General features: G+C 64.0%; 26 protein-coding genes and 1 tRNA gene. 10 read left to right on the plus strand and 17 right to left on the minus strand.

The window, feature by feature from the left end:
- Positions 1-78: 78 nt before the first annotated feature.
- From WA237_RS04010 to WA237_RS04020, 3 genes are all read right to left on the minus strand, one after another.
- On the minus strand, positions 79-1,512 hold the full coding sequence (locus tag WA237_RS04010) for an NAD(P)-dependent oxidoreductase (protein WP_040617894.1): 1,434 nt from the start codon (positions 1,510-1,512) through the stop codon (positions 79-81).
- A 158-nt stretch (positions 1,513-1,670) separates the two neighbouring features.
- On the minus strand, positions 1,671-2,474 hold the full coding sequence (locus WA237_RS04015; RefSeq protein WP_009813246.1) for an undecaprenyl-diphosphate phosphatase: 804 nt from the start codon (positions 2,472-2,474) through the stop codon (positions 1,671-1,673).
- Between the two features lie 24 nt (positions 2,475-2,498).
- Positions 2,499-3,479, minus strand: a complete 981-nt coding sequence (locus WA237_RS04020; RefSeq protein WP_336096765.1) for a complex I NDUFA9 subunit family protein — start codon at positions 3,477-3,479, stop codon at positions 2,499-2,501.
- A gap of 148 nt (positions 3,480-3,627) precedes the next feature.
- Here WA237_RS04020 and WA237_RS04025 point away from each other — a divergent pair.
- Both WA237_RS04025 and WA237_RS04030 read left to right on the plus strand, forming a co-directional pair.
- Positions 3,628-3,713: transfer RNA gene (locus tag WA237_RS04025), tRNA-Leu, on the plus strand.
- A 211-nt stretch (positions 3,714-3,924) separates the two neighbouring features.
- The gene (locus WA237_RS04030; protein ID WP_336096766.1) at positions 3,925-4,779 is read left to right on the plus strand and encodes an SDR family oxidoreductase; all 855 of its coding nucleotides are present in this window, start codon (positions 3,925-3,927) and stop codon (positions 4,777-4,779) included.
- A gap of 16 nt (positions 4,780-4,795) precedes the next feature.
- On the opposite strand, the gene WA237_RS04035 is transcribed toward WA237_RS04030, so the two are convergent.
- Positions 4,796-5,332 (minus strand): DUF421 domain-containing protein, encoded by a 537-nt coding sequence (locus WA237_RS04035; RefSeq protein ID WP_009813258.1) that lies wholly within the window; start codon positions 5,330-5,332, stop codon positions 4,796-4,798.
- 232 nt (positions 5,333-5,564) lie between these two features.
- On the opposite strand from WA237_RS04035, the gene WA237_RS04040 reads away from it, so the two are divergent.
- The 5 genes from WA237_RS04040 (at position 5,565) to WA237_RS04060 (ending at position 8,699) form a co-directional block, all read left to right on the plus strand.
- Complete coding sequence (locus tag WA237_RS04040) at positions 5,565-6,143, plus strand: hypothetical protein (RefSeq protein ID WP_336096767.1); 579 nt, start codon at positions 5,565-5,567, stop codon at positions 6,141-6,143.
- Positions 6,140-6,553 carry a phage holin family protein gene (locus WA237_RS04045; RefSeq protein WP_009813261.1) on the plus strand — a complete coding sequence of 138 codons (414 nt, stop codon included), beginning with the start codon at positions 6,140-6,142 and terminating at the stop codon, positions 6,551-6,553. The genes WA237_RS04040 and WA237_RS04045 overlap by 4 nt, the downstream gene beginning before the upstream one ends.
- A complete protein-coding gene (locus WA237_RS04050; RefSeq protein WP_336096768.1) occupies positions 6,543-7,706 on the plus strand; it encodes a DUF3618 domain-containing protein in 1,164 nt (387 codons plus the stop codon). Before WA237_RS04045 ends, WA237_RS04050 begins: the two co-directional genes overlap by 11 nt.
- A gap of 196 nt (positions 7,707-7,902) precedes the next feature.
- Complete coding sequence (locus WA237_RS04055; RefSeq protein WP_336096769.1) at positions 7,903-8,229, plus strand: DUF4258 domain-containing protein; 327 nt, start codon at positions 7,903-7,905, stop codon at positions 8,227-8,229.
- Between the two features lie 14 nt (positions 8,230-8,243).
- Positions 8,244-8,699 (plus strand): helix-turn-helix domain-containing protein, encoded by a 456-nt coding sequence (locus WA237_RS04060; RefSeq protein WP_336096770.1) that lies wholly within the window; start codon positions 8,244-8,246, stop codon positions 8,697-8,699.
- A gap of 80 nt (positions 8,700-8,779) precedes the next feature.
- On the opposite strand, the gene WA237_RS04065 is transcribed toward WA237_RS04060, so the two are convergent.
- Positions 8,780-9,136 carry a hypothetical protein gene (locus WA237_RS04065; protein WP_336096771.1) on the minus strand — a complete coding sequence of 119 codons (357 nt, stop codon included), beginning with the start codon at positions 9,134-9,136 and terminating at the stop codon, positions 8,780-8,782.
- A gap of 216 nt (positions 9,137-9,352) precedes the next feature.
- Between WA237_RS04065 and WA237_RS04070 the strand changes: the two genes are divergently transcribed.
- Entirely contained in the window at positions 9,353-9,706 is a 354-nt protein-coding gene (locus tag WA237_RS04070) for a PRC-barrel domain-containing protein (RefSeq protein ID WP_156783329.1), read from the plus strand.
- 79 nt (positions 9,707-9,785) lie between these two features.
- On the opposite strand, the gene WA237_RS04075 is transcribed toward WA237_RS04070, so the two are convergent.
- A complete protein-coding gene (locus tag WA237_RS04075) occupies positions 9,786-10,778 on the minus strand; it encodes a LysR family transcriptional regulator (RefSeq protein WP_336096772.1) in 993 nt (330 codons plus the stop codon).
- A gap of 192 nt (positions 10,779-10,970) precedes the next feature.
- On the opposite strand from WA237_RS04075, the gene purB reads away from it, so the two are divergent.
- A complete protein-coding gene (gene purB, locus WA237_RS04080) occupies positions 10,971-12,335 on the plus strand; it encodes an adenylosuccinate lyase (protein WP_336096773.1) in 1,365 nt (454 codons plus the stop codon).
- A gap of 95 nt (positions 12,336-12,430) precedes the next feature.
- Here purB and WA237_RS04085 read toward each other — a convergent pair whose 3' ends face one another.
- The 8 genes from WA237_RS04085 to phnG all read right to left on the minus strand — a co-directional run bounded on the left by WA237_RS04085 (position 12,431) and on the right by phnG (position 18,648).
- On the minus strand, positions 12,431-13,573 hold the full coding sequence (locus WA237_RS04085; protein WP_336096774.1) for an alpha-D-ribose 1-methylphosphonate 5-triphosphate diphosphatase: 1,143 nt from the start codon (positions 13,571-13,573) through the stop codon (positions 12,431-12,433).
- Between the two features lie 82 nt (positions 13,574-13,655).
- Positions 13,656-14,225: a phosphonate metabolism protein/1,5-bisphosphokinase (PRPP-forming) PhnN gene (phnN, locus tag WA237_RS04090; RefSeq protein WP_336096775.1), complete on the minus strand. Its 570-nt coding sequence runs from the start codon at positions 14,223-14,225 to the stop codon at positions 13,656-13,658.
- Entirely contained in the window at positions 14,222-14,902 is a 681-nt protein-coding gene (gene phnL / locus WA237_RS04095; RefSeq protein WP_336096776.1) for a phosphonate C-P lyase system protein PhnL, read from the minus strand. Before phnL ends, phnN begins: the two co-directional genes overlap by 4 nt.
- Positions 14,903-14,905: 3 nt before the next feature.
- Positions 14,906-15,679: a phosphonate C-P lyase system protein PhnK gene (gene phnK, locus WA237_RS04100; RefSeq protein WP_336096777.1), complete on the minus strand. Its 774-nt coding sequence runs from the start codon at positions 15,677-15,679 to the stop codon at positions 14,906-14,908.
- On the minus strand, positions 15,676-16,530 hold the full coding sequence (locus WA237_RS04105) for an alpha-D-ribose 1-methylphosphonate 5-phosphate C-P-lyase PhnJ (RefSeq protein WP_216015329.1): 855 nt from the start codon (positions 16,528-16,530) through the stop codon (positions 15,676-15,678). Before WA237_RS04105 ends, phnK begins: the two co-directional genes overlap by 4 nt.
- On the minus strand, positions 16,527-17,633 hold the full coding sequence (locus WA237_RS04110) for a carbon-phosphorus lyase complex subunit PhnI (protein WP_336096778.1): 1,107 nt from the start codon (positions 17,631-17,633) through the stop codon (positions 16,527-16,529). The genes WA237_RS04105 and WA237_RS04110 overlap by 4 nt, the downstream gene beginning before the upstream one ends.
- Positions 17,633-18,208 carry a phosphonate C-P lyase system protein PhnH gene (gene phnH / locus WA237_RS04115; RefSeq protein ID WP_336096779.1) on the minus strand — a complete coding sequence of 192 codons (576 nt, stop codon included), beginning with the start codon at positions 18,206-18,208 and terminating at the stop codon, positions 17,633-17,635. Before phnH ends, WA237_RS04110 begins: the two co-directional genes overlap by 1 nt.
- Entirely contained in the window at positions 18,205-18,648 is a 444-nt protein-coding gene (gene phnG, locus WA237_RS04120) for a phosphonate C-P lyase system protein PhnG (protein ID WP_336096780.1), read from the minus strand. The genes phnH and phnG overlap by 4 nt, the downstream gene beginning before the upstream one ends.
- A 113-nt stretch (positions 18,649-18,761) precedes the next feature.
- Between phnG and phnF the strand changes: the two genes are divergently transcribed.
- Positions 18,762-19,475: a phosphonate metabolism transcriptional regulator PhnF gene (gene phnF, locus WA237_RS04125; protein WP_216015333.1), complete on the plus strand. Its 714-nt coding sequence runs from the start codon at positions 18,762-18,764 to the stop codon at positions 19,473-19,475.
- A 5-nt stretch (positions 19,476-19,480) separates the two neighbouring features.
- Here phnF and WA237_RS04130 read toward each other — a convergent pair whose 3' ends face one another.
- Genes WA237_RS04130 through phnE (WA237_RS04140) form a run of 3 tightly spaced genes read right to left on the minus strand, consistent with a single transcriptional unit; the run spans position 19,481 to position 22,343 of the window.
- Positions 19,481-20,098, minus strand: a complete 618-nt coding sequence (locus WA237_RS04130) for a chloramphenicol acetyltransferase (protein ID WP_336096781.1) — start codon at positions 20,096-20,098, stop codon at positions 19,481-19,483.
- Entirely contained in the window at positions 20,095-21,474 is a 1,380-nt protein-coding gene (phnE, locus tag WA237_RS04135) for a phosphonate ABC transporter, permease protein PhnE (protein ID WP_336096782.1), read from the minus strand. The genes WA237_RS04130 and phnE (WA237_RS04135) overlap by 4 nt, the downstream gene beginning before the upstream one ends.
- Complete coding sequence (gene phnE, locus WA237_RS04140; RefSeq protein ID WP_420806181.1) at positions 21,471-22,343, minus strand: phosphonate ABC transporter, permease protein PhnE; 873 nt, start codon at positions 22,341-22,343, stop codon at positions 21,471-21,473. The genes phnE (WA237_RS04135) and phnE (WA237_RS04140) overlap by 4 nt, the downstream gene beginning before the upstream one ends.
- Between the last annotated feature and the right edge of the window lie 54 nt (positions 22,344-22,397).

Consider the following 22,397-nt stretch of genomic DNA (forward strand, 5'->3'; position numbering starts at 1 on the left):
GGGCGAAATCCACGCTGTCGCTTTACCGACGCAATACCGACGTGCTGCCGACATGGCGTTTTCGGTCCCCCGGTCCCCTTATTCCGCCGCCACGGCCCGCGCCGCGCTCAGATCCTCAAGGATCGCCTGCGCCGCGTCACGCCCGTCACGAATGGCCCACACCACAAGGCTCGCGCCCCGCACGATGTCACCCACCGCATAGACCCCCTCGAGCGAGGTCCGCCCGGTCTGATACTCGGCCCGGATGGTGCCCCAGCGTGTCACGTCGAGCCCCGGCTCGCCCCACAGCGTCGGCAGCTCCTCCGGCTCAAAGCCCAGCGCCTTGATGACCAGCTCGGCCTCCATATCCTCGATCGCGCCCTCGATTTCCTCGGGCACCTGACGGCCCGTGGCATCCGGCGCGCCGAGGCGCATCTTCTGCACTTTGACCGCGCTCACGCTGTCGCCGGCAAAGCCCTTGGGCGCGCTAAGCCATTCAAACACCGCGCCTTCTTCCTCGGCATTCTGCACTTCGCGCTGGCTGCCCGGCATGTTGGCCCGGTCCCGACGATAGAGGCATTTGACGCTCTCCGCGCCCTGCCGGATCGCCGTGCGCACGCAATCCATCGCCGTATCGCCGCCGCCGATGACCACGACCCGCTTGCCCTGCGCGTTGAGCTCGCCGCTCTCGATCTCCGGCACCGTGTCGCCAAAGGACGCCCGGTTGCTCGCCGTGAGATAATCGAGCGCCTTGACGATGCCCTTGGCCCCGGCGCCCGGCCCGCCGAGATCGCGCGATTTATAGACGCCCGTGGCAATCAGCACCGCATCATGCTTGCCGCGGATCTCGGCAAAGCTCATGTCCTCGCCGACAGTGCAGTTGAGCACGAAGGTGACGCCGCCCTTTTCGAGCTGCTCGATGCGCCGCATGACCACCGGTTTTTCAAGCTTGAAGCCCGGAATTCCATAGGTGAGCAGCCCCCCGGCCCGGTCATAGCGGTCATAGACCGTGACCTGCACCCCGGCCTGACGCAGCATATCCGCCGCCGCCAACCCGCCGGGGCCCGCGCCTATGATGCCGACGCTCTCCGCGCGTTCTTCGCGGGGCGTCGGCACCCCGACCCAGCCCTCCTCCCAGGCTCGGTCGGTGATGTATTTCTCGACACTGCCGATGGTGACCGTGCCGTGGCCGGATTGCTCGATCACGCAATTGCCTTCGCAGAGGCGATCCTGCGGACAGATGCGGCCACAGATCTCGGGGAAGGTATTGGTCGCCTGGCTGATCTCATAGGCCTCGCGCAGCCGCCCTTCGGCGGTCAGGCGCAGCCAGTCCGGGATATTGTTGTGAAGCGGGCAATGGCTCTGGCAATAGGGCACGCCGCATTGGCTGCAGCGCCCGGCCTGCTCGGCCGCTTTCTCCGCCGCGTATTCGGCATAGATCTCATCGAAATCCCGATTGCGGGTTTCAGCGTCGCGCTTCTCGGGCATATCCCGCGGAACAGAGACGAATTTCAACATAGGTTGCTTGGCCACGCGGTTTCCCCTGACTTGACTTCCGGCCTGCCACGTTTAAATCGCGCCAAACAAAAAGAAAAGTCAGCAGCGTTGACCTATATACCATTTATGAGAGAAATTTCTCGTCCCTCACCCCTCGTGCGTCAAATTTTAGGTAACTTCTACTTACCTATCCCTCATCCGACCGCCCACAACAGGCCCAAAGTCAGCAGCCCCACCGCGATTCGCCACCAGCCGAACAGCGCATAGCCATGCTTGCTAACGAAATTGAGTAACCATTTTACCACCACAACGGCCGCCACAAAGGCCACGGCAAATCCCACCGCAATATCGCCCATCGCGCTCAGGTCGAGAACATCGTGGTTCTTGTAGAGATCATAGCCAAAGGCCCCGGCCATCGTCGGCATCGACAGGAAGAAGGAAAACTCCGCCGCCGCCCGCTTGCCGACCCCCATGAGCAGTCCGCCCACGATGGTCGCCCCCGACCGGCTCGTCCCCGGCACCATGGCCAGACATTGGAATAGCCCGATCCCAAGCGCCACCGGCATCGGGATGCGCGTCGGGTCCTCATAGCGCGGCGCCGGCGCAAACCGGTCCACAAAGAGCAGCACGACACCGCCCACGATGAGCATCGCCGCAATCAGATGCGGCGTCTCGAAAAGCACCGATTTGATGAACCCATGCGCCATCACCCCGACCAAGGCCGCCGGCAAGAACGCCAAGAGCACCGAGGCCAGAAACCGCCGCGCCTCCGGATCCCGCGGCGCCGCGCGCAGCACCCCCCAGAGCTTGGCGGAATAGACCGTCAGAATGGCCAGCACCGCGCCGAGCTGAATGACAACTTCAAACGTATGCGCCGGGCTCTCAAAGCCGAGGAAATGCCCGGCCAATAGCAGGTGACCGGTCGAGGACACGGGAATAAATTCGGTCAGGCCTTCGAGCAGCCCGAGAAAGGCTGCAACAAGGATACTCTCAGACATAAAACAGGCCTTTGATTAAAACACTCAGGTGCGCAGGTTCTTGGCGCTCTCCTTGATCGCGGAATACTGCCCCGAGGGACGGAACCGCCACAGGTAATCCGGCAGCACCGCCTCGAGAGACACCGGCGTGATCCCCAGATCGGCAAAGCCCCGCGCGCCCTCGGACACGACATTGTCCTCGCGCAGGCTGGTGACCTGATCGCGGGTGATCATCCGCGGCACGATCCCAAGGCTGAGCATATGCGCCCACTCGATGAGCATCGCCATCGGCCCGGCCAGCACCAAGGGAATGTTAATAACAAGACGCCGCCGCCGAATGACCCCCAGCATCTGCTGCATGAGCTCGCGGAAACTGTTCACATCCGGCCCGCCCAGCTCGTAGATGCCCGGCGCGGCGCGCCCCTCGACACCCTCGACGGCGGCCTTGGCCACGTCATCCACATAGACCGGCTGAAACTTGGTCTCGGCCCCCACCACCGGCAGCACCGGCCCAAGCCGCGTCATCCCGGCAAAGCGGTTGAAGAACCCGTCTTCCGGCCCAAAGATCACCGACGGCCGCAGGATCACGGCACTGGGGAAATGACCAAGAACGGCCTCTTCGCCAAGCCCCTTGCTGCGCGCATAGTCGCTCGCCGCCTGGGTATCCGCGCCAATCGCCGAGATCTGCACCAGCCGGGCCACGCCCTCTTCGGCGGCGATCCGCGCCACGCGCTCGGCGCCCTCATGCTGGACCGCATCGAAATTGTTCTTGCCGCGCGCATCAAAGGTGCCGACACAGTTCACCACCGCGTCCACCCCCTGCATCGCCGCGCGCACGCTCGCGTCGTCGCGGATGTTGCACAGGATCGGCTCGACCTGGCCCACCACCCCATAGGGTTTGACATGCATCGCCTCATTGGGACGCCGCACCGCCACCCGGATGCGCCAGCCCTGCTTGGCCAGCCGCCGCGCGATATAGCGGCCCACGAAGCCCGACCCGCCATAAATAGTGACAATCTTCGACATTCCCGGCCCTCCGGTGCGCTAAAACTACCTGACAAACTCCTACCCGCAAGCCGGCCGTTGGACAAGGCGATAAGCAATCGCATCGAATCCACAGAATCGCCGTTGACACTGATCCCCCCGGCGGCTAAACGCCTGCCTCACGACACCTGCCCAGGTGGCGGAATGGTAGACGCGCTAGCTTCAGGTGCTAGTGTCCGCAAGGACGTGGAGGTTCGAGTCCTCTCCTGGGCACCAATTCCCCCGACACTCTCGCTGACAATTTAGCCGCCCATTGCGACCGCCCTCTCGCGGTCCGATTCTGCTGTTTGCCCCGCAAAACCTGACGCCCGGGCACGCGCGCCATCGGCAAAATCAGGCCCAGATCAGGCCACCCCCGCCCCCCCACCGGAACCCCTCCCTGCCCTCTGCGGTTTCCCCCGAAACCTCACAGCACAGGAGACCGGCCATGCCCGACGACAGCTTCACCCCGCTCCAAAGCCCCCAGCGCCAGCCGGGGCTCGAACATGAAATGGACCCCGCGCCCGAATATATGCCGCGCCATCCCGGCTCGGACCGGCTCAAGGGCAAGGTGGCGCTCATCACCGGCGGTGATTCCGGCATTGGCCGCGCCACCGCCGTCCTCTTCGCCCGCGAAGGGGCGCGCATCGCTATCATCTATCGCGACGAAGAGCGAGACGCCGAAAAGACCCGCGACCTGATCGAGGCCGAGGGCTCCGAGGCGCTGCTCATCCGCGGCGATGTCGGCGACAAGGATTTCTGCCGCGCCGCCACCGACCGCACGGTCGAAACCTTTGGCGGGCTGCATATCCTCGTCAATGACGCGGGTGAACAGCACGCCCAGGACGACCCGACCAAGATCGAAGAGGCGCAGATCGAACGCACCTTCCGCACCAATATCTTTGGCACGATCTTCATGACACAGGCGGCGCTGCCGCATCTCGAACGCGGCGCGCGGATCATCTGCGTGACCTCGATCACCGCCTACAAGGGACAGGATCTCTTGATCGATTACGCCTCCACCAAGGGCGCGATCCTCTCCTTCATCCGCGCCATGTCGAGCAAGCTCGCCAGCGAAGGCATCTTGGTCAATGGCGTGGCCCCCGGCCCGATCTGGACGCCGCTGATTCCCGCCTCCTTCCCCAAGGACGCGGTCGAGGAGTTCGGCAAGGACGCGCCGCTCGGCCGTCCCGGCCAGCCCAACGAAGTCGCCCCCGCGCTGCTGTTCCTCGCCTGCGAGGACAGCTCCTATATGACGGGGCAGGTGCTCCATCCCAATGGCGGCACGCTGATCGGCGGCTGATGCCGCCCTGCCGGGATCAGCTCTCGATGTTGATCCCGTGCACATCCTGCAACGCCCGCCGCCCCCCGTCCCCCTCGGGCCGGGGCAGCACGCTGAGCGAGGCGTTGGTCTCGAGGATCACGCAGTGCACCTCGTCGAGGTCACGCATCCCATTGGCCCGGATCGCCGAGAGCACCTCTTGCTTGCAGACCCGCTCGCGGCGCATCGCTTCCCAGAGAAACTCGCCCTCATGGAACAACAGCCGCGGATCGGCCCGCACCAGATCCTCCAGCGGCTGCCAACGCAGCATGGCCCAGGTGAGCAGGAACTGCAGACCGAGCAGCGTGGCAATCGCAATCATGCTCTCAAGCAGGCTCACATCCTTGAGCAAGATCCCCGACGCCATGAGCGAGCCGATCGCCACCGTCACCACCCAGTCGAAATTGTTCATCTGCGAGGTCGAGCGTTTGCCGCTCACCCGCACCGACAGGATGACGAACCCATAGAGCAGCGCCGCCGACACCACCGCCCGGACGATCTGGTGCCAATCGTCGATCAGAAAGCTTTCCCACATGCCGATCCCCTTCTGTTTTTCACCGCAGATAGAGTCTCCCAACGCATGGGCAGGCCAAAAGGTTCAGAGCAAAGTTAGAGGAACAGAAAAGCCCGCCGCCCGTTGTCCTGACACCACAGTTTCAAAAGCACGGGGAGAGACCAATGCACGGAATTTTCTATCTCATCGGGGTGATCGTCGTCGTGCTCGCCCTGCTCAACTTCATTGCCTGATCCAGGAAAGGACCTAACCCATGTCACATCAACGCAGCGGGTCCCATGATGGCGAGGACCTCAAGACCAAGGCACGCGATACCGCCTCTGCCGTGAAAGAAGACGTCACCAAAGCCGCGCAGAGCGCGGCCCGTACCGTTCAGGACGAGGCGGCCCACTATGCCGACCGGTCCAAGGAAACCGCCGCCCGCGAAGTGCGCGGCGTGGCCTCGGCCCTGCGCACCGCCGCCGACGAGCTGCGCGACGGCTCGCCGCAGGAACGCACCTTTAGCCAGTTGGCCGATGGGCTCGCCGATGTCTCCGACACGATCCGCGACAAGGATCTCGGCGAGGTCGTGAGCGGCCTCAACAGCTTTGCCCGCCGCAATCCGCTGCTCTTCCTGGGCGGCGCGGCGCTCGCAGGCTTTGCCGCCACCCGCTTTGCCCGCGCCACGGCCCGCGATCCGCAGCACGGCACGCAGCACGGCACACAGAACAGCTCTGGCACGCCCGACCGCGCCACCAGCTTTGGCGCCGATCTCGGCCAAGGCACCGCCACCGCAGGCGGCACCGGCTCGATCAGCGAAACGGGCAACCAAACCGGAGGCGCGCGCTCATGACCCATGATCCCGACATCAAACCCACCGGCCCCAGCGCCGGCAACCTGCTGAGCGAAGCCCTCGCCCATGTCAGCGCGCTGGTCCGCAACGAGGTCGACCTGGCCCGCGCCGAGATCGACGAGAACCTCAAGACCGCGGGCGTGGCGATCGGCCTGATCGTCGGTGCCGTGGCCGTGGCCCTCGCCGCGCTCCACGTGCTCGCCGCCGCCCTCGTCGCCGCCTTGACCGAGCTCGGCATCCCCGCCGGCTGGTCGGCGCTCATCGTCGGTGTCGGGCTCGCCCTCATCGCCTGGGCCATGGTCCAGAAAGGCGTGAACGAGCTCAAGCTGCGCAGCCTCGCGCCGACCCGCACCGCCAAGAATGTTCAACGTGACGCACAGACCGTTATGGAGGTCTACAATGACAAATGACACACGAAGCCCCGAAGAGATCGAACGCGACATCGAACGCGAACGTCAGGGCCTGAGCCGCACGCTCGACGAGCTGCAACACCGCTTTTCCCTCGACGGTCTCACCCATCAGCTGAGCCAAGGCCTGCGCGACCACGCCGGCGACATCGGCCAGTCCGTCTCGCAGGCGGTCAAGCGCAACCCCACCGCGCTCGCCGTCACCGGCATCGGCCTCGCCTGGCTGATCCTCGGTGACCGCTCGTCGCGCAGACACGACAGCGACGTGCGCCACTATTCGACCCTGCGCCACCATGGCGACGCCCGCCACGACGCCTACGGCGCACGCGACCGCCAGGGTGCCGCCCAAGGCGCCTCCGGCGGCTATGACGCCGACACCGCCCCAAGCTGGGCGCGCACCGAGACCCTGCCGCTGCACGGCTCACCGCGCCACGGCTTTGCCGGCACCGGTGGCATTCGCGACCGCAGCAGCCACAGCGCCGACGCGTCCGAGGGCCAATCCGACGGTCTCACCACCGCCGCCAGCGACGCCGCCCATGCCGCAGCCGACCGCGCCCGCGATCTCGGCGACGGGATCAGCTCTGCCGCAGGCTCGGCCCGCGACGGGCTGCGCGACACGGCCCGCTCTGCCGCCGACCGCGCCAAGGCGCTGCGCGAACGCCTCGCCGAAGGCACCGAGCAGCTGAGCGAAGAGGCCCGCAACCGGGTCATCGCCGCCCGCGAACGCGCGGTCGAGGCCCGCGACGCCGCCATGGCCCGCGCCCGCCAGACCCGCGAACGCGCCTCGGATCTCTACGAGGAACACCCGCTCGTCGCCGGGGCGCTCGCCGTCGCCGTGGGGGCCGCCATCGGCGCCGCCCTCCCGCGGAGCCGCACCGAAGACGCCTATCTCGGCCAACACAGCGATGCGCTGATGGACGAGGCGGAACGCATCTTCGCCGAGGAAAAGGCCAAGCTCGGCGAAGTCGCCCGCGCCGCAGGCGAAGAGGCCAAGAAAGTCGCCCGCGAAACCAAGGCTGACCTGGACGAGAACGCCCCCGGCGACAAGAACTTCGCGGACGCGCTCAAGGACAAGGCCCGCCAAAGCGGCGAACGCGTCGCCGAAGCCGCCAAATCCGAAGCCGACAAACAAGATCTCGGCACGGTCAAACACTAGGCCGACCCGCTCAAACGCAAGGCCCCGCCACTGGCGGGGCCTTTTGTGTTTAGGGAGGAGTGCGTAAACGCGTCTACGAGAGCGGTCTTGATTGAAACGCTGCACAAAAGCTCGACTGACGTGTATCGAGTTTGCTCGTAACGGAATATACACGAATTGCCTTGATATTGCCCCTTAGCACCCTCATATTGAGGGTATGACTGAGCCGGACAAACCCGTACCTTTTATGAGCGCGCAGACGTATGAAGCGCATGTGAAGGACTATGTAAGTGTTCACCATATGGTCGGCTTCACCGACCACGCACAACAGCGAATGAAAGACCGGGACGTAACCCGGCGCATGGTTTTACGCGTTTTGGAGAAAGGGTCCTTAGCCAAGGGCCCCACATGGAACGCCGACTACGGAACCTGGGAAGGCAAAATGCAAGGTGTTGCGGCTGGTTCGATGGTTTCGGTTGTGTGTGCCATCGTCGACGGACAGATGACGGTGACAATCGTCACTGTTCACCGTGGCGGGCGCTAACGGGAGAAAGAAACATGACAGAACTTTATCACTATACAGATTGTGGTCTGCCCAATGTGTGGCTGGACGGCGGCGTTGTGGTCAAGGAAACCCCGTATGGCACAACGACGTCGATTGCGGCGTTGGACAATCTGCACCATGAAATCGCGATGGATATTATCACACGGGCGAGCGGCATGACCGGCGCGGAAATGCGCTTTCTTCGTATTGAACTCGACATCTCGCAGCGAGCGCTGGCGAGAATGTTGAAGACGTCTGAGAAGAACATTCAACGGTGGGAAAAGCACCGAGACGAAGAAGTACCCAATGGGCCGGCCTGTGTCGCCCTTGGCGCGCTTTATGTTGGCATGCGGTCCGACGCAGAATTCCGGGAGTTGGTTCAAAACGTGGCCGACCTTGACCGCGAGATTTCGGAGCTTGAGCACAATATGAGTTTCCGTCTGGACGGCGAACACTGGGAAGCCGCCTGAACACGGAACCATTCGAAGGGAAAGCCCGGGATGAAGGCCCGGGCCTTTGAGGTTCTTGCTCTCAGTCCCAGATGCCCCCCTCACACCAACTCCACCACCAGCCAGATCACCAACAGCCCCAGCCCCACCACCAGCGCCAATTTGGCGAGGGGGCGGCTGCCCGGGCCGGGCTCGGCGCTGGGGCTGATCGGGCGCAGGTCGGGCCGCGCTTGATCGGCATTCGGTCTCTCCGTGATCTCGGCCTCGGCCATGCGCCGCTCTGCCTCTGTGGGCGGCGCACCCCCTGCCTCGGCATCGGTGCCCAGAGGCGCTGCCGCCGGATCGGGAAAGCCCTGCTTGTCCCCCGCCTTGCCCGCGTCGATCTCCTGCCGCAGCCGGTCCGTGGTCTTGGCCGCGCCCTCACTCACCTCTCCCGTGGCTCTCGAATTCTCTGACATTTTTTCGCTCCTTGGCACTCTGCGGTTAACAATCGAGTCGCAGCGCGTCGCGCCCACGGCCCAGTCCCGCCCGCCGTGCAGTCGCGATACCGTCGTCATACCGACGTGATACCGCATGTCGGCCAGATGCTGCCGACCGCGCTTTGGTTCGGGTCTGTGAACGGAACGCACGGCAGGCTCATTTGTTGCCCCAACACCAAGGAAAAGGAGGATCAAATGACCACCACAACACGCGCAACACTCGTATCGTCCTCGGATGTGAACGGCACCGAGGTCTATAGCCCCGATGGCACCAATGTCGGCACCATCGACCACCTGATGATCGACAAGCAAAGCGGCAAGGTCGCCTATGCGGTCATGGCGTTCGGGGGCTTTCTCGGCATCGGCGAAGACCACCGCCCGGTGCCTTGGGGCAAGCTGAACTACGACACGAACAAGGGCGGTTTTGTCTCCGACATCACCCCCGAAGAGGTCCAGAGCGCGCCGGATCGCACCAACGACTGGTACGCCGACCGCGCCTGGGATCAGCGCACCCATGACCATTATCAGGTGCCTTACTACTGGATCTGATAGGGCGCCGGTTCGCCCCCGCCCTGCCTCGGGTCCCCCCCCGCCCCGCCGCGTGCTGGGCGGGGATTTCGCCATGTACCTAAGGCGTTACCGCCGCGTCCCTCGCCGCCCTCTCGAGGATCATCCCATAGAGATCCTCCACCTCGGGCCGGTTCTTGTGCAGCGATCTGTGCAGGTAATAGGACACATGCGGCAGCGACGGCAGGCCGAGTTTCGTGTCGAGAATTTCGATATCCGAGCGAAACGCGCTCTTGGTCCGCGCCGTGATCCCGATCCCCGCCTCGATGCCGAACCGGATGCCCGCCGGGGTCCGCGAGGTGAACTTCTCGAAATAGGTCCAGCCATCGAGATCGAGCGCCGACAAAGCGATCCGCCGGAACATGCTCGGCGCGTCCGGGACCACCAGAGGCAGCGGTTCATTCGGCCGATGCTGCCAGCCTTTCGCCGCGATCCAATGCACGCTCAGCATCCGCACCCGCGTCCCCTCGGTGCTCCCCGACCGCCATGTCGAAAGGGTTAAATCGAGCGCGCCTTCTTCCAGCATTTTCATCAAGATCCCGCTGCGCTCCACCGCCAGCACCACCCGCACCCCGGGCCAACGCTCGACAAAGCTCTGAATGAGCTCCGGCAACAGGTCATTGGCAATCTCCAACGGCGCGCCGAGCTTGATCACCCCGGTGTTCTGGCTGAGCCCCGAGGCCGACATCGCCTGTTTACAAAGGGATACGATCTCATGGCTGTGCCGCAGCAAGGTCTGCCCCGCCTCCGTCAACTCCCGCCGCCGCCCCTTCGTCACGAACAACGGCGTGCCGACGATCTTCTCCAGACTCTGCATCTGCTGCGTCACCGCCGACTGCGTCCTCCCCAACCTCTGCGCCGCCGCACTAAAGCTCCCCTCCTGCTCAATCGCGATCAAGGTTCGTAAATGCGAAAGCTGAAAATCAGGTGTCATCGGCGGTCTCAACTGTTCATTTTGGCTGATATATTCAGTAATAATATTAATTTTACAAATGAATTCAGCTTCCCTATCGATCCTCAATCGAATTCGCCCCTCGGGGGCCGCCACAGACATCAAAGGGAGCACATGATGAAACGACTGGCCTTCACAGCGGCACCGGGGCTCCCAACCCCGCCCATGACGGGCAAATGATCCGGTTTCACGCCGGGCTCGAACATATCGACGATCTCATCGCGGATCTCGCGGCCTCCTTCGCGGCCGCCGCCTGATCCCGCCAAACGACACCTAACCACCGGAGAACCACTTATGGGTACAAGCGTTTTCGATTCCGTCCTTCTCAAGAATTCCTGGTCCACCGAAGAGATGCGCGGCATCTTCAACGACCAAGCCCGCATTCAGCGCTGGCTCGACGTCGAAGCGGCGCTCGCCCTCGAACAGGCCAAGCTCGGGATGATCCCCACCGCCGCCGCCGAGGAAATCGCCGCCAAGTCGAAATTCGACGCCATCGATATGGATCTCGTGCTGCATCTCCTCGCGGTGACCAAACACCCGCTGGTCCCCGTGGTGCGCGCCCTCGAACATGCCTGCGAAAACGGCGCCGGTGAATATGTCCATTTCGGCGTCACCACCCAGGACATCATCGACACCGGCCTCGTGCTGCAGATGAAGGACGCCTATGACGTCATCCGCCGCGACCTGCTCGAAATGGCCAACCACCTGCTGCGGCTGAGCGAAGAGCACCGCAACACGCCGATGATGGGTCGCACCCTGTCGCTGCAGGCGATCCCAATCACCTTCGGCTTCAAGGCGGCGATCTGGCTGTCGGAAATCGACCGTCACTTGGCCCGGCTCGACGAGATTGCGCCGCGTGTCTTTGTCGGCTCGATCGTCGGCGCGGTCGGCACCAAGGCCTCCTTTGGCCCCAAGGCGCATGACATGGAAAAGGCGGTCAACACCCATCTCGGCCTCGGCACGCCCAACATCTCGTGGCAGCCCGCCCGCGACCGTTTCTACGAATTCGGCGCCGTCATGGGCGGCATCAACGCCACGCTCAACAAGATCGGCAATCAGCTCCTGCTGCTCGCCCATAATGAATTTGACGAGATCGCCGAACCCTTCGGCGAAGGTCAGGTCGGCTCTTCCACCATGCCGCACAAACGCAACCCGGCGGTGACCGAGAACTCTGTCACCGTGAGCAACACGCTCAAGTCCAACATCAACATGCTCTCGGACATCACCAAGCATGAACATGAACGCGACGGTGCCGTGTGGAAGATGGAATGGAAGATCATTCCCGAAATCTGCCTGATGCTCTCGGTGGTGCTCGCCAATCAGAAATTCGTGCTCGGCGGTCTCGAAGTGAAAAAAGCGAGCATGCTGAACAATCTCAAGCTGCTCAAAGGCTATGCGTTGGCCGAACGCATCATGTTCGCCGCCGCTGACAAGCTCGGCAAACAGACCGCCCATGAAGAGGTCTATGAGGCCGCGATGAAGGGTATCGAGGCCGGCGTCACCTTCAAAGAGGCGCTGCTCGACAACGCCGCCATCGCCGGCGCGCTGACCGAGGCAGAGCTCGACGCGCTGTTCGATCCGACGACCTATGTCGGCGACTCGCCCGAGATTGTCGACACCGCCATCGCCGCCATCCGCAAAGAGGGCCGCATCGGCTAGGCCCGCCCGCGACTTGCAAAGGGAAAAGGCCGGTGCATCCCCGCACCGGCCTTTTCAATTCGCCTAACAATAGACCCTGTTACAGCCCAAATGCCCTAACAAACCCGACGCCCGCGCACCCAGGTTTCGCGCACCACCGGCGTGCCTTCGATCCGTGCCATCCGCAACAGATCCGCCCGCGCGCCCAGACGAACCTCGCCCCGATCGTCGAGCCCGCTAAACCGCGCCGGATTGGCCGTCACCGTCTTGATCCCCCGCGCCACATCGTCCCAAAGATCGCCAAGCATCACACCAGCCGCCAAGAGCGAGCCGGGAATATAATCCGACGACACGATGTCGAGCAGGTCTTTTTCCGCCAGAACCGAGGCCGCGACATTGCCCGAATGCGATCCGCCGCGCACCAGGTTCGGCCCGCCCATGATCGTGGCCAGCCCCTGCGCCCGGCTCTCGCGCGCCGCCTCTTCCGTGGTCGGAAACTCCGCCAGCCGCACGCCAAGCCGGGCCGACACCCGCGCCTGCTCGGCTGTGGTGTCGTCATGGCTCGCCATCACCGCCCCGAGCCGCGCCGCCGCCGCCACCGCGCCGGCCTCATGCTTGGCCCCCAACCGCGCACTCAGGCTACGGCGGTCGTCCACATGCTGTTCAAACTCGGCATCCGACAGCCCGTGCTTGCCACAGACATATTCCTTGAGCTTGGAAATATCGCGAAACTGCCGCTGCCCCGGCGTGTGATCCATCAGGCTCAGGATACGCACCCGATCCTCCGGCCCGAACTCGTCGAGCTCATCGAGCAGCGTCTCGGAACAGATTTCCGCCCGCAGATGCAGGAAATGGCTGATCCGCAGCACATCCTTTTCGCGCATCTCCAACAGCTCGGTCGCGAGCTGCCGGGCGTATTTGCCATAATCCGCCCCCTGCCCCGACAGGATCGAGCCCACCCGCATCGCATCGAACACGGTGGTGATCCCCGCCGCGGCGAGCTCGGCATCATGGGCGATGAGCGCCGACATATGCGGCCAGGCCACCTTGGGACGCGGCTGAATATGCCGTTCGAGATTGTCAGTATGCAGCTCGACCATGCCGGGCATCAGGTAATCACCGTCCAGATCATGCGCCCCCGTGACCTGCGTGCCGCCGCTCGAAATATCGGTGATCTCGCCCGCCTCGACCGTCACCGATCCGTGGATCACCTCATCGGGCAGCACAATCGCGGCATTCGTAAAAATCGTCTTGCTCATCGCTTTCGTCCTTTAGTGCCGGTTGCCGCTAGCGGGTCCGTGTCACAGCCATATGTCAGGGCGGAAAAATCGCGCGCGCGTCTCATGCCGCCGTCTCCACCTGCCCCAGCGCCGCAAGAAGCTGCGCCACACTGTCCTTCACCCGGCCGCTGTTGTCGATCTCCATGAAAGGGATGCCCTCAGGCACCGCAATTCGCCCACGTTCGAGCCGCTTTTCGATCTCTGCCGCTGTCTCGCGCCCGCGCTCTTCGAGGCGGCGCGACAGGGTCTCGCGATCCGTGGTGATCACCACGACCCGCAGCGCCGGATAGCTCTCCATGATCTCCGGCAGCGCCTCGCGCGAACCATTAAAGAGCACGGTCTTGCCCTCTTTCAGCGCCGCAACCACGCTCACCGGCACCGCATAGCGCAGCCCATGCGCCTGCCAGTGAAAGAGAAACGCCCCCGCCGCGAGACCGGCTTCAAACGCCTCGTCGCTGACGCCGATATGATCTTCGCCGCCCTTGTCCTCGTCGCGGGTGATCACCCGCTTGGCCCGGACAAGCCAGGGCGCCGCCCGGCAGGCGGCATCGAGAACGGTATCCTTGCCCGCCCCCGAGGGGCCGACCACCGCGACGAGCTGCCCGGCCTTATCCAAGTCCGCCCCGCTCATGCCAGCCCCGGCACAAAGCGGGTGACATCCACCACCCGATCACAGAGCCGATCCCGCGCCGCCTCGTCGTGGAAAATGCCAATGATCGCCGCGCCGCGCGCCTTGGCCGCCTCGATCATGCTCATCACCACCTCGCGATTGGCCGCGTCCAGGCTCGCCGTCGGCTCATCGAGCAACAGCGCCGGGTAATCATGGGCAAAGCCCCGCGCGATATTGACCCGCTGCTGTTCACCACCGGAAAAGGTCGTGGGCGACAGCGACCAGAGCCGCTCGGGGATATTGAGCCGCGCCAGCAGCTCCGCCGCCCGTTCGCGCGCCCGGGTCTCATCCTCGCCCACGATCAGCAATGGCTCGGCCACCACATCGAGCGTCGGCACCCGCGGCACCACCCGCAGGAACTGGCTGACATAGCCCAGCACCTCGCGGCGCAGCGCCAATATCTCGCGCGGCTCGGCCCGGGCGATGTCGACACCGCCGACGATGATGCTGCCCGATTGACACAGGTAATTGCCGTAAATCATCCGCATTAGGGTCGATTTTCCGGCCCCCGACGCCCCGGTGAGCGCCACGCATTCCCCCGCGGCCACACGCAGGCTGGCGCCCGCCATCACCGGGATTTCGGCGCCGCCCTGATTGTGCAGGGTGAAGGATTTGGAAAGGTTGTCGATCTCGATCATGGGTCAGGCCTGCAAAACGGAAGAAACAAGAAGCTGGGTATAGGCGTGCTGCGGATCGTCGAGCACCTGATCGGTCAGCCCGGTCTCGACCACATGGCCCGATTTCATCACCATGAGCCGATCCGCCAGCAGCCGCACCACCGCGAGATCATGGGTCACCAGGATCACCGACAGCCCCATCTCCCGCACCAGCCCGCGCAACAGATCGAGAAGCCGCGCCTGCACGCTCACATCGAGGCCGCCGGTCGGCTCGTCCATAAAGACCAGCCGCGGCCCGGTCACTAGGTTGCGCGCGATCTGCAACCGCTGCTGCATCCCGCCCGAGAAGCTCGACGGGCGATCGTCGATCCGGTCATCGGCAATTTCGACCCGGCCAAGCCAGTCCGTCGCCACCGACCGAATACCGCCGTAATGCCGATGTCCTACAGCCATGAGCCTTTCGCCCACATTGCCCCCGGCGCTGACCCCCATCCGAAGCCCGTCGCGCGGGTTCTGATGCACAAAGGCCCAGTCCGTCCGGCTCAGCATCCGCCGCTCCGGCTCGGACATGGTGACCGTATCGCGTCCCACGCCCTGCCGGTCATGATAGATGACCTCGCCCTGATCCGGCGTGAGGTGACCGGCCAAGCAATTGAGAAGGGTCGATTTTCCCGACCCGGATTCCCCCACGATGCCCATCACCTCGCCGGGGTAGAGATCAAATCTCACCCCGGTACAGCCAATCCGCGCACCATAGCGTTTCTCGATATCTCGCACTGAGAGAAGAGGGGTCGTCATGCGGCATCCTCCGCCTTTGCACCGGCTGCGGCCTCGACCCGCCCCCGGCAATAATCCGTATCCGAACACACAAACATCCGCCCCCCCGCATCATCGGTGATCACCTCATCGAGATAGCTGTCCTCGGCCCCGCAAATCGCGCAGGGATGATCGGCTTTCGACGGGTCGAACGGGTGGTCCTCGAAATCGAGACTGACCACTTTCGTGTGCGGCGGCAGCGCATAGATCCGCTGTTCGCGCCCCGCCCCAAAGAGCTGAATGGCGTCCATCTCGAGCTTGGGATTGTCGAATTTCGGGATCGGCGACGGGTCCATCACATAGCGCCCCTCGACCTTGACCGGATAGGCATAGGCGGTGGCGATATTGCCGTGCTGGGCGATATCCTCATAGAGCTTCACATGCATGAGCCCATATTCTTCAAGACTGTGCATCTTGCGCGTCTCCGTCTCTCGCGGCTCGAGAAAGCGCAGCGGTTCGGGGATCGGCACCTGATAGACGATGATCTGATCCTCGCGCAGCGCCTCTTCGGGGATGCGGTGCCGGGTCTGGATCACGCTCGCCTCTGCGGTGCGCTCGGTCACCGCCACCCCGGCGGTCTTCTCGAAAAAGCGCCGGATCGACACCGCGTTGGTGGTGTCATCGGCGCCCTGATCGATCACCTTGAAACAATCCTCGGGCGTCAGCACCGCCGCCGACACCTGCACGCCTCCCGTGCCCCAACCATAGGGCATCGGCATTTCGCGGCTGGCAAAGGGCACCTGATAGCCCGGGATCGCCATACCCTTGAGGATGGCACGGCGGATCATCCGCTTGGTCTGCTCATCCAGATAGGCGAAGTTATACTCGGTCATTCTGCGGCCTCCGGGGTTTTATTCTGCGCCGCCTGATAGGCTTCGGCCTCGGCGCGGATCTTGCGGATAAGCTCAAGCTCGGATTGGAAATCCACGTAATGCGGCAGCTTGATATGTTCGAGGAACCCGGTCGCCTGGATGTTGTCGGCATGGCTCAGGACGAACTCTTCATCCTGTGCCGGCGCGCCTTGGTTCTCTTCGCCGAGCTCACGCCAGCGCAGCGCCCGATCGACAAGCGCCATGGAAATCGCCTTGCGCTCGGTCTGCCCAAAAACAAGCCCATAGCCCCGGGTGAATTGCGGCGGCTCTGTCTTGGAGCCCTTGAACTGGTTCACCGTCTCGCATTCGGTCACGGTGATCTCGCCAATCTCCACCGCAAAGCCGAGTTCGGGAATATCCATCTCGATGGCCACCGCACCGATGCGCAGCTCGCCCACAAAGGCATGGTTGCGCGCATAGCCGCGCTGCGTCGAATAGGCGAGCCCGAGCAGAAATCCCTCATCCCCCCGTGTCAGCGATTGCAGACGCAAGGCGCGATTGGCCGGCAGCTCAAGCGGCGCACGGGTGAGATCCGGCGGCACCGCCTCGTCCCGCGCTTCGCTCTCGATAAGCCCGTCTCGGTTGAGAAACTCGGTCACATGCGGCACCGGCCCGGCACTGCCCTCGGCCTCTTCGGCGGGCTGCGGGGCCTCCCCCTCTGCCGCCAGTTTGAAGTCGAGCAAACGGTGCGTGTAGTCAAACGTCGGCCCGAGGATTTGCCCACCGGGCAGATCTTTGAACGTCGCCGACACCCGCCGTTCACAGCGCATCTCGCCCGTCTCGATGGGCCGCGTCGCGCCAAAACGCGGCAACGTCGTGCGATAGGCCCGGATCAGGAAAATCGCCTCGATCAGATCGCCGCGCGATTGCTTGATCGCCAGCGCCGCGAGATCGGGATCATAGAGCGAGCCTTCGGACATCACCCGGTTGACCGCGAGCGCCATCTGCTCGCGGATTTGCGCAAGGCTGAGCTCGGGCACCTGCGGGTCGCCCCGGCGCTCTTCGGCAAGCCACGCATGGGCATTGTCGATGGCCTTTTCGCCCCCTTTGACAGCGACATACATCAGACGCCCTCCACTTTCGTGCTGCGCGGCAGGGCGGCGATGCGCGCTCCAGCCGTGAAAAAGAAATCGAGCCCCTGAGGATAGAGCAGGTGATTGTCCTGAAACGCCTCGGTATCCGGCAGCGGCAGACGCGCCACATCGCGAATACCCGGCCCGCTGATCCGCGCGCCCATGTCGGGCTCGAGCCGGTCCAGCGCCACCACCAGCGTGGTCGACCGGTCGGGATATTCGGCACTGCCAATCGGGAACTCCGCGAGCGGCAGCAGCTCTTCCCAGGTGCCAAAGGCAAAGCTCGCCTCGGCCCGCGTCCCGGTGATCGGCGCGCCTGCGTGAAAGCTGATCCATTGGCGGATCTCGGGGCTGTCCATCCGCCCCGCGAGATAGACGGGCGTATCGGGATCACAGAGCGTGAGCAGGATCACCCCCGTCCCGATCGACAGCGGCGCTGGCGGCACCGCGCCGCTCACCTCGGCAATCGTGCCCGGCCTCGCCATCACGTCAAGGCAGGCGCGAAACGCCCTCGCCGCCTCGCGCGGCGCATCGGCGAACCCGCCTTGCAATGTATCGGCGCTCATGCGTCCTCTCCCCGTACCATCGTGAAAAAATCGACCTTGGTCGCGGCGGCCTTGGCGGCGCGGCTGGCGCGGCGCGCCTCTTCCTCGCGCTGCAACGGGTCGAGCAACCCGGTCTCGATTGTCGCCGCCGCATCGGTCTGCAACAGCGCATCAGCCAGCGCCGCGATCTCGGCATGACGGCGGCTGCGGCCTTGCACATAGGCATGTCCCGTGGTGCCACAGGTCTCGAGCCGCAGCGCACAGCGCGTCACCGTGACCTCGCCCATGTTGAACGCGTCGCCGGTGCCGCCCATCCGGCCCCGGACCATGACACCACCGGTTTCCGGCATCCGCGCCCAGCTAAATGCCGGCGCTTTTCCGATCCCGTCCCAGAGCGCGATAACCCGCTCTGACGGGGCCCGCGCCAAAAGGCCCATCCATGTCTGACGTTTTTTCGTCATGCGTAGACACCTTTTCAACTTGTCTATGTTATTATACAACTAGACAAATATAGCCACGACTCACCCACGAGTCGCAAGCGATGATTTGTGAAATTCTAATGACGAGAGTGCCCATGGCCCGAAATCCGATCTGGAAGACAATCACCGCCACCCTCACAAGCGAGATCGCCGACGGCCATTATCGGCCCGGGGACAAGCTGCCCACAGAGGCCGAATTATCGGCCCGTTTCGGCGTCAACCGCCACACCGTGCGCCGCGCCATCGCCGCGCTCGCCGAGGCCGGGTTGACCCATTCGCAACGCGGCTCGGGGGTCTTTGTCACCGCCAAACCGACCGATTATCCGCTCGGCCGCCGCGTCCGTTTCCACCAGAGCCTGCAGGCCGCGGGCCAGATCCCCGACAAGCGCACGCTGCGCATCGAAGTCCGGCTCGCCGACCCGCGCGAGGCCGAGGCGCTCCAGCTGCCCGAAGGCGCCTCTGTCTCCGTCTATGAAAGCCTGTCTTTCGCCGATGGCGCACCGATGGCGCTGGCCCGGTCGCTCTTTCCGACCGCCCGCTTCCCCGACATTCTCACCCATCTGCAGGAAACCAATTCCGTCACCGAGGCGCTGCGCCGCTCGGGTCTCGACGACTACACCCGGATCTCCACCCGGCTTACCGCCAAGGCCGCCACCGCCACTCAGGCGACCCATCTGCGCATCCCCGAAGGCGCGCCGATCCTGCGCAGCGTCGGCATCAATGTCGATGCAGGGAACCGGCCCGTCGAATACGGTCAGACTTGGTTTGCCGGGGATCGCGTCACCCTGACGATCTCGCCGGACGACTGACGGGATCAGCCCTCGTATTTCTCGAGAAATTCCGCCACCGGCAGGGCCCGGAAATCCGCCAGCGCCTTGCCCACCGCCTCATGCGACCAGTCCCACCAGCCCAAGCCGATCAGCCGCTCGGCCAGCTGAGGCGCAAGCCGCGCCCGCACCGGCCGCGCCGGCACGCCTGCGACGACCTGATAGGGGTCCACAGGCTTGGTCACCACCGCCCCCGCCGCAACCACCGCGCCATGGCCAATGCGCACCTCGGGCATCACCATCGCGCCATGACCGATCCAGGTGTCATGCCCGACCACCACCCGCCGCGACGCCCGATGCGCAAAGAACGCCGCATCATCCGCCGCATCCTCCCAATACTCCGCCGAGCGATACATGAAGTGATGCAACGACGCCCGGTCGAGCGGATGATCGGTCGGCCCGATCCGCGCAAAGCTCGCGATATTGGAGAACTTGCCGATCTCGCTATTGGCAATATCGGCATAGCGGTCGGTATAGCTGTAATCGCCCATGCTGGAATTGAGCAGCCGCGTCCCCTGACCGAGCGCCACAAACCGCCCCATCTGGGAATTCACCACCTCCGACCCCGCACCGATGCGGGGCCGGCTCGGATCAACCCCGCTCATACCGGCAGCGGCCCGGCCTTTGGTGCCGGTGTTTTGGCCTTCTTCGCGGGCGCATCGTCGCCCTTGATCAGCCGCCGGCGCAGCATCCCCGACAGCCAATCCATCGCCATCACCATCATGATGATGAGCACGATGTAATAGCTCACCTCTTCCCAATCCTTCTGGGTGATCATCGCCTGGGTGAGCAGCAAGCCGATGCCACCGCCAGTGATCGCCCCGATGATCGTCGCCGACCGCGTGTTCGATTCGAGGTAATAGAGAACCTGGCTGAGCAGAACCGGCGTGATCTGCGGGATCACCCCAAAGCGATAGCGCTGCAACGGCTTGGCCCCGGTCGACTGCACGCCTTCGATCTGCTTGCTATCGACATTCTCCAACGCCTCCGAGAACATCTTGCCGAAGCTGCCGGTATCCGTCAGCAGGATCGCCAGCGCCCCGGTGAGCGGCCCCGGCCCAAAGGCCCGCGCCAGAACGATGGTCCAGATCAGCGCATCCACCCCGCGCAGGAAATCGAACACCCGCCGCATGGCAAAGCGCACGCTCTTCAGCGGGGTGAAATTCCGCGCCGCCATAAAGCCCAGGGGAAGCGCCACGATCGCCGCCCCGAACGTGCCGAGAAACGCCATCAGGATCGTCTCGAAGATCGCCCAATAGACCTCGCCATGCCGCCACATCGCATTGTTGATGAACCCGTCCCACATGGCCGAGATATTCGACTGACCCGGCACCACCTGATCGCCGGAAAACGCCAGCCCCACCAGCTCGGCAAACCCCTTGCCATGGAATGGGCTGTCGAGCGTGAAGAAAAACAGCTCCCAGCCGGTGAAATAGCGCAGCACCTCGGTCCGGTTGCGGGTGATGGTCAACCGCCCCGCCTCGGTGGTGATCGTCACCCGGTTTTTCGACGCGTTGATCCACTCGGGCAGATCGCCCGGCGGAAACTCGGCCTGCGCGCCTTGCCGTCCCGGCCGCGCGGTGATCGCGCCATAGCCCGGAATGTCATAGCTGACGATTTCCTGACCAAAGGTCACTACATGCCCCGCGCCAAGGTCGATCACACTGGTCTCGCCCAGCGTCACCCAGTCCGGCGACATGCCCTCGGGATAGGTCCCCTTGCGCTCGCCCTCGATGGCGATCTCGACCGCGCCATTGCGATTGTCACGGCTGACATGGGTCTTGTAGCTATAGCTGTCCGCCACCAGCGTGCGCGCATTCTCAGAGCTGGAGCGCGCGAGAACACCCGCCATGTCAAAGCTGAAAAAGATATAGGCGAGATAGACCACAATCACCGCCGGAAGGGCAAAGCCCCAGCGCCGTTTCTTCTGAAACCGGCGGTCGGCTTCGGTCTTCATGTTGCCAAGCGTCGCCACACTCATGCCGCGCGTCCTTCTGTAAGCTTGTGACGCACCACCGATGACAGCTGATCGACCAGCACGATGGACAGGAACAGCAGGATGAAGATCGCCGCCGCCTCGTCATATTTACCCTGGCCCCAGCTCATCGCGTTCTTGAGCTCATAGCCAATGCCCCCCGCCCCGACAAAGCCGAGGATCGCCGAGGCGCGAATGTTGATCTCGAACCGCAAGAGCGCATAGCTCACATAGTTCGGGCTCACCTGCGGGATCACGCCAAGCCACATGCGCTGGCTCCAGGTCGCCCCGACCGACGCGAGCCCATCCACCGGCTTGATATCGGCATTCTCGTTAACCTCGGAAAACAACTTGCCGAGCGCGCCAGCCGTGTGAAAGGCGATGGCGATCATCGCCGGCACCGGGCCACCGCCCAGCACAAAGATCAGCACCAGCGCGATAACGATCTCGGGCACCGCCCGCATGATGTCCATGACCCGGCGAAACACCGGAATGAGGCGCGGCCATTTCGCCAGACCCCGCGTCGCCAGCAGCGACAGAAGAATGGCAAAGAGCGCGCCGGTAAGCGTCGCGGCGGCGGCAATATTGATCGTCTCGATCAGCGCCGGCAGATAGGTCACCAGATGCGCGGGCAAAAGCGCGATCTTCTCCGCCGCCTCGCCCAGAACCTCGCCGGGGAAATCGAAAATCCGGTGCAACCCGCTCCAGAATCCGCCCGCGTTGCGACTGTCGGCAAGGTCAAACCCGCCGACCATCAGCGCCACGAAAAGCGCCAGAAGAATGCCGCCGTAAATGCGTTTGCGGCGCATCGCGCCAAGATAGTCGGATCGGATATCCGCGACGGGCCGTGGACCGTCACCCAGCAATGTCTGCACCTTGCGTCCCTCGCAATAAATTACGGACCCCGCCGGGGCAGGGTCCGCAGATGG

It is taken from the genome of Roseovarius sp. CH_XMU1461, from assembly GCF_037027165.1.
GTDB lineage: Bacteria > Pseudomonadota > Alphaproteobacteria > Rhodobacterales > Rhodobacteraceae > Roseovarius > Roseovarius nubinhibens.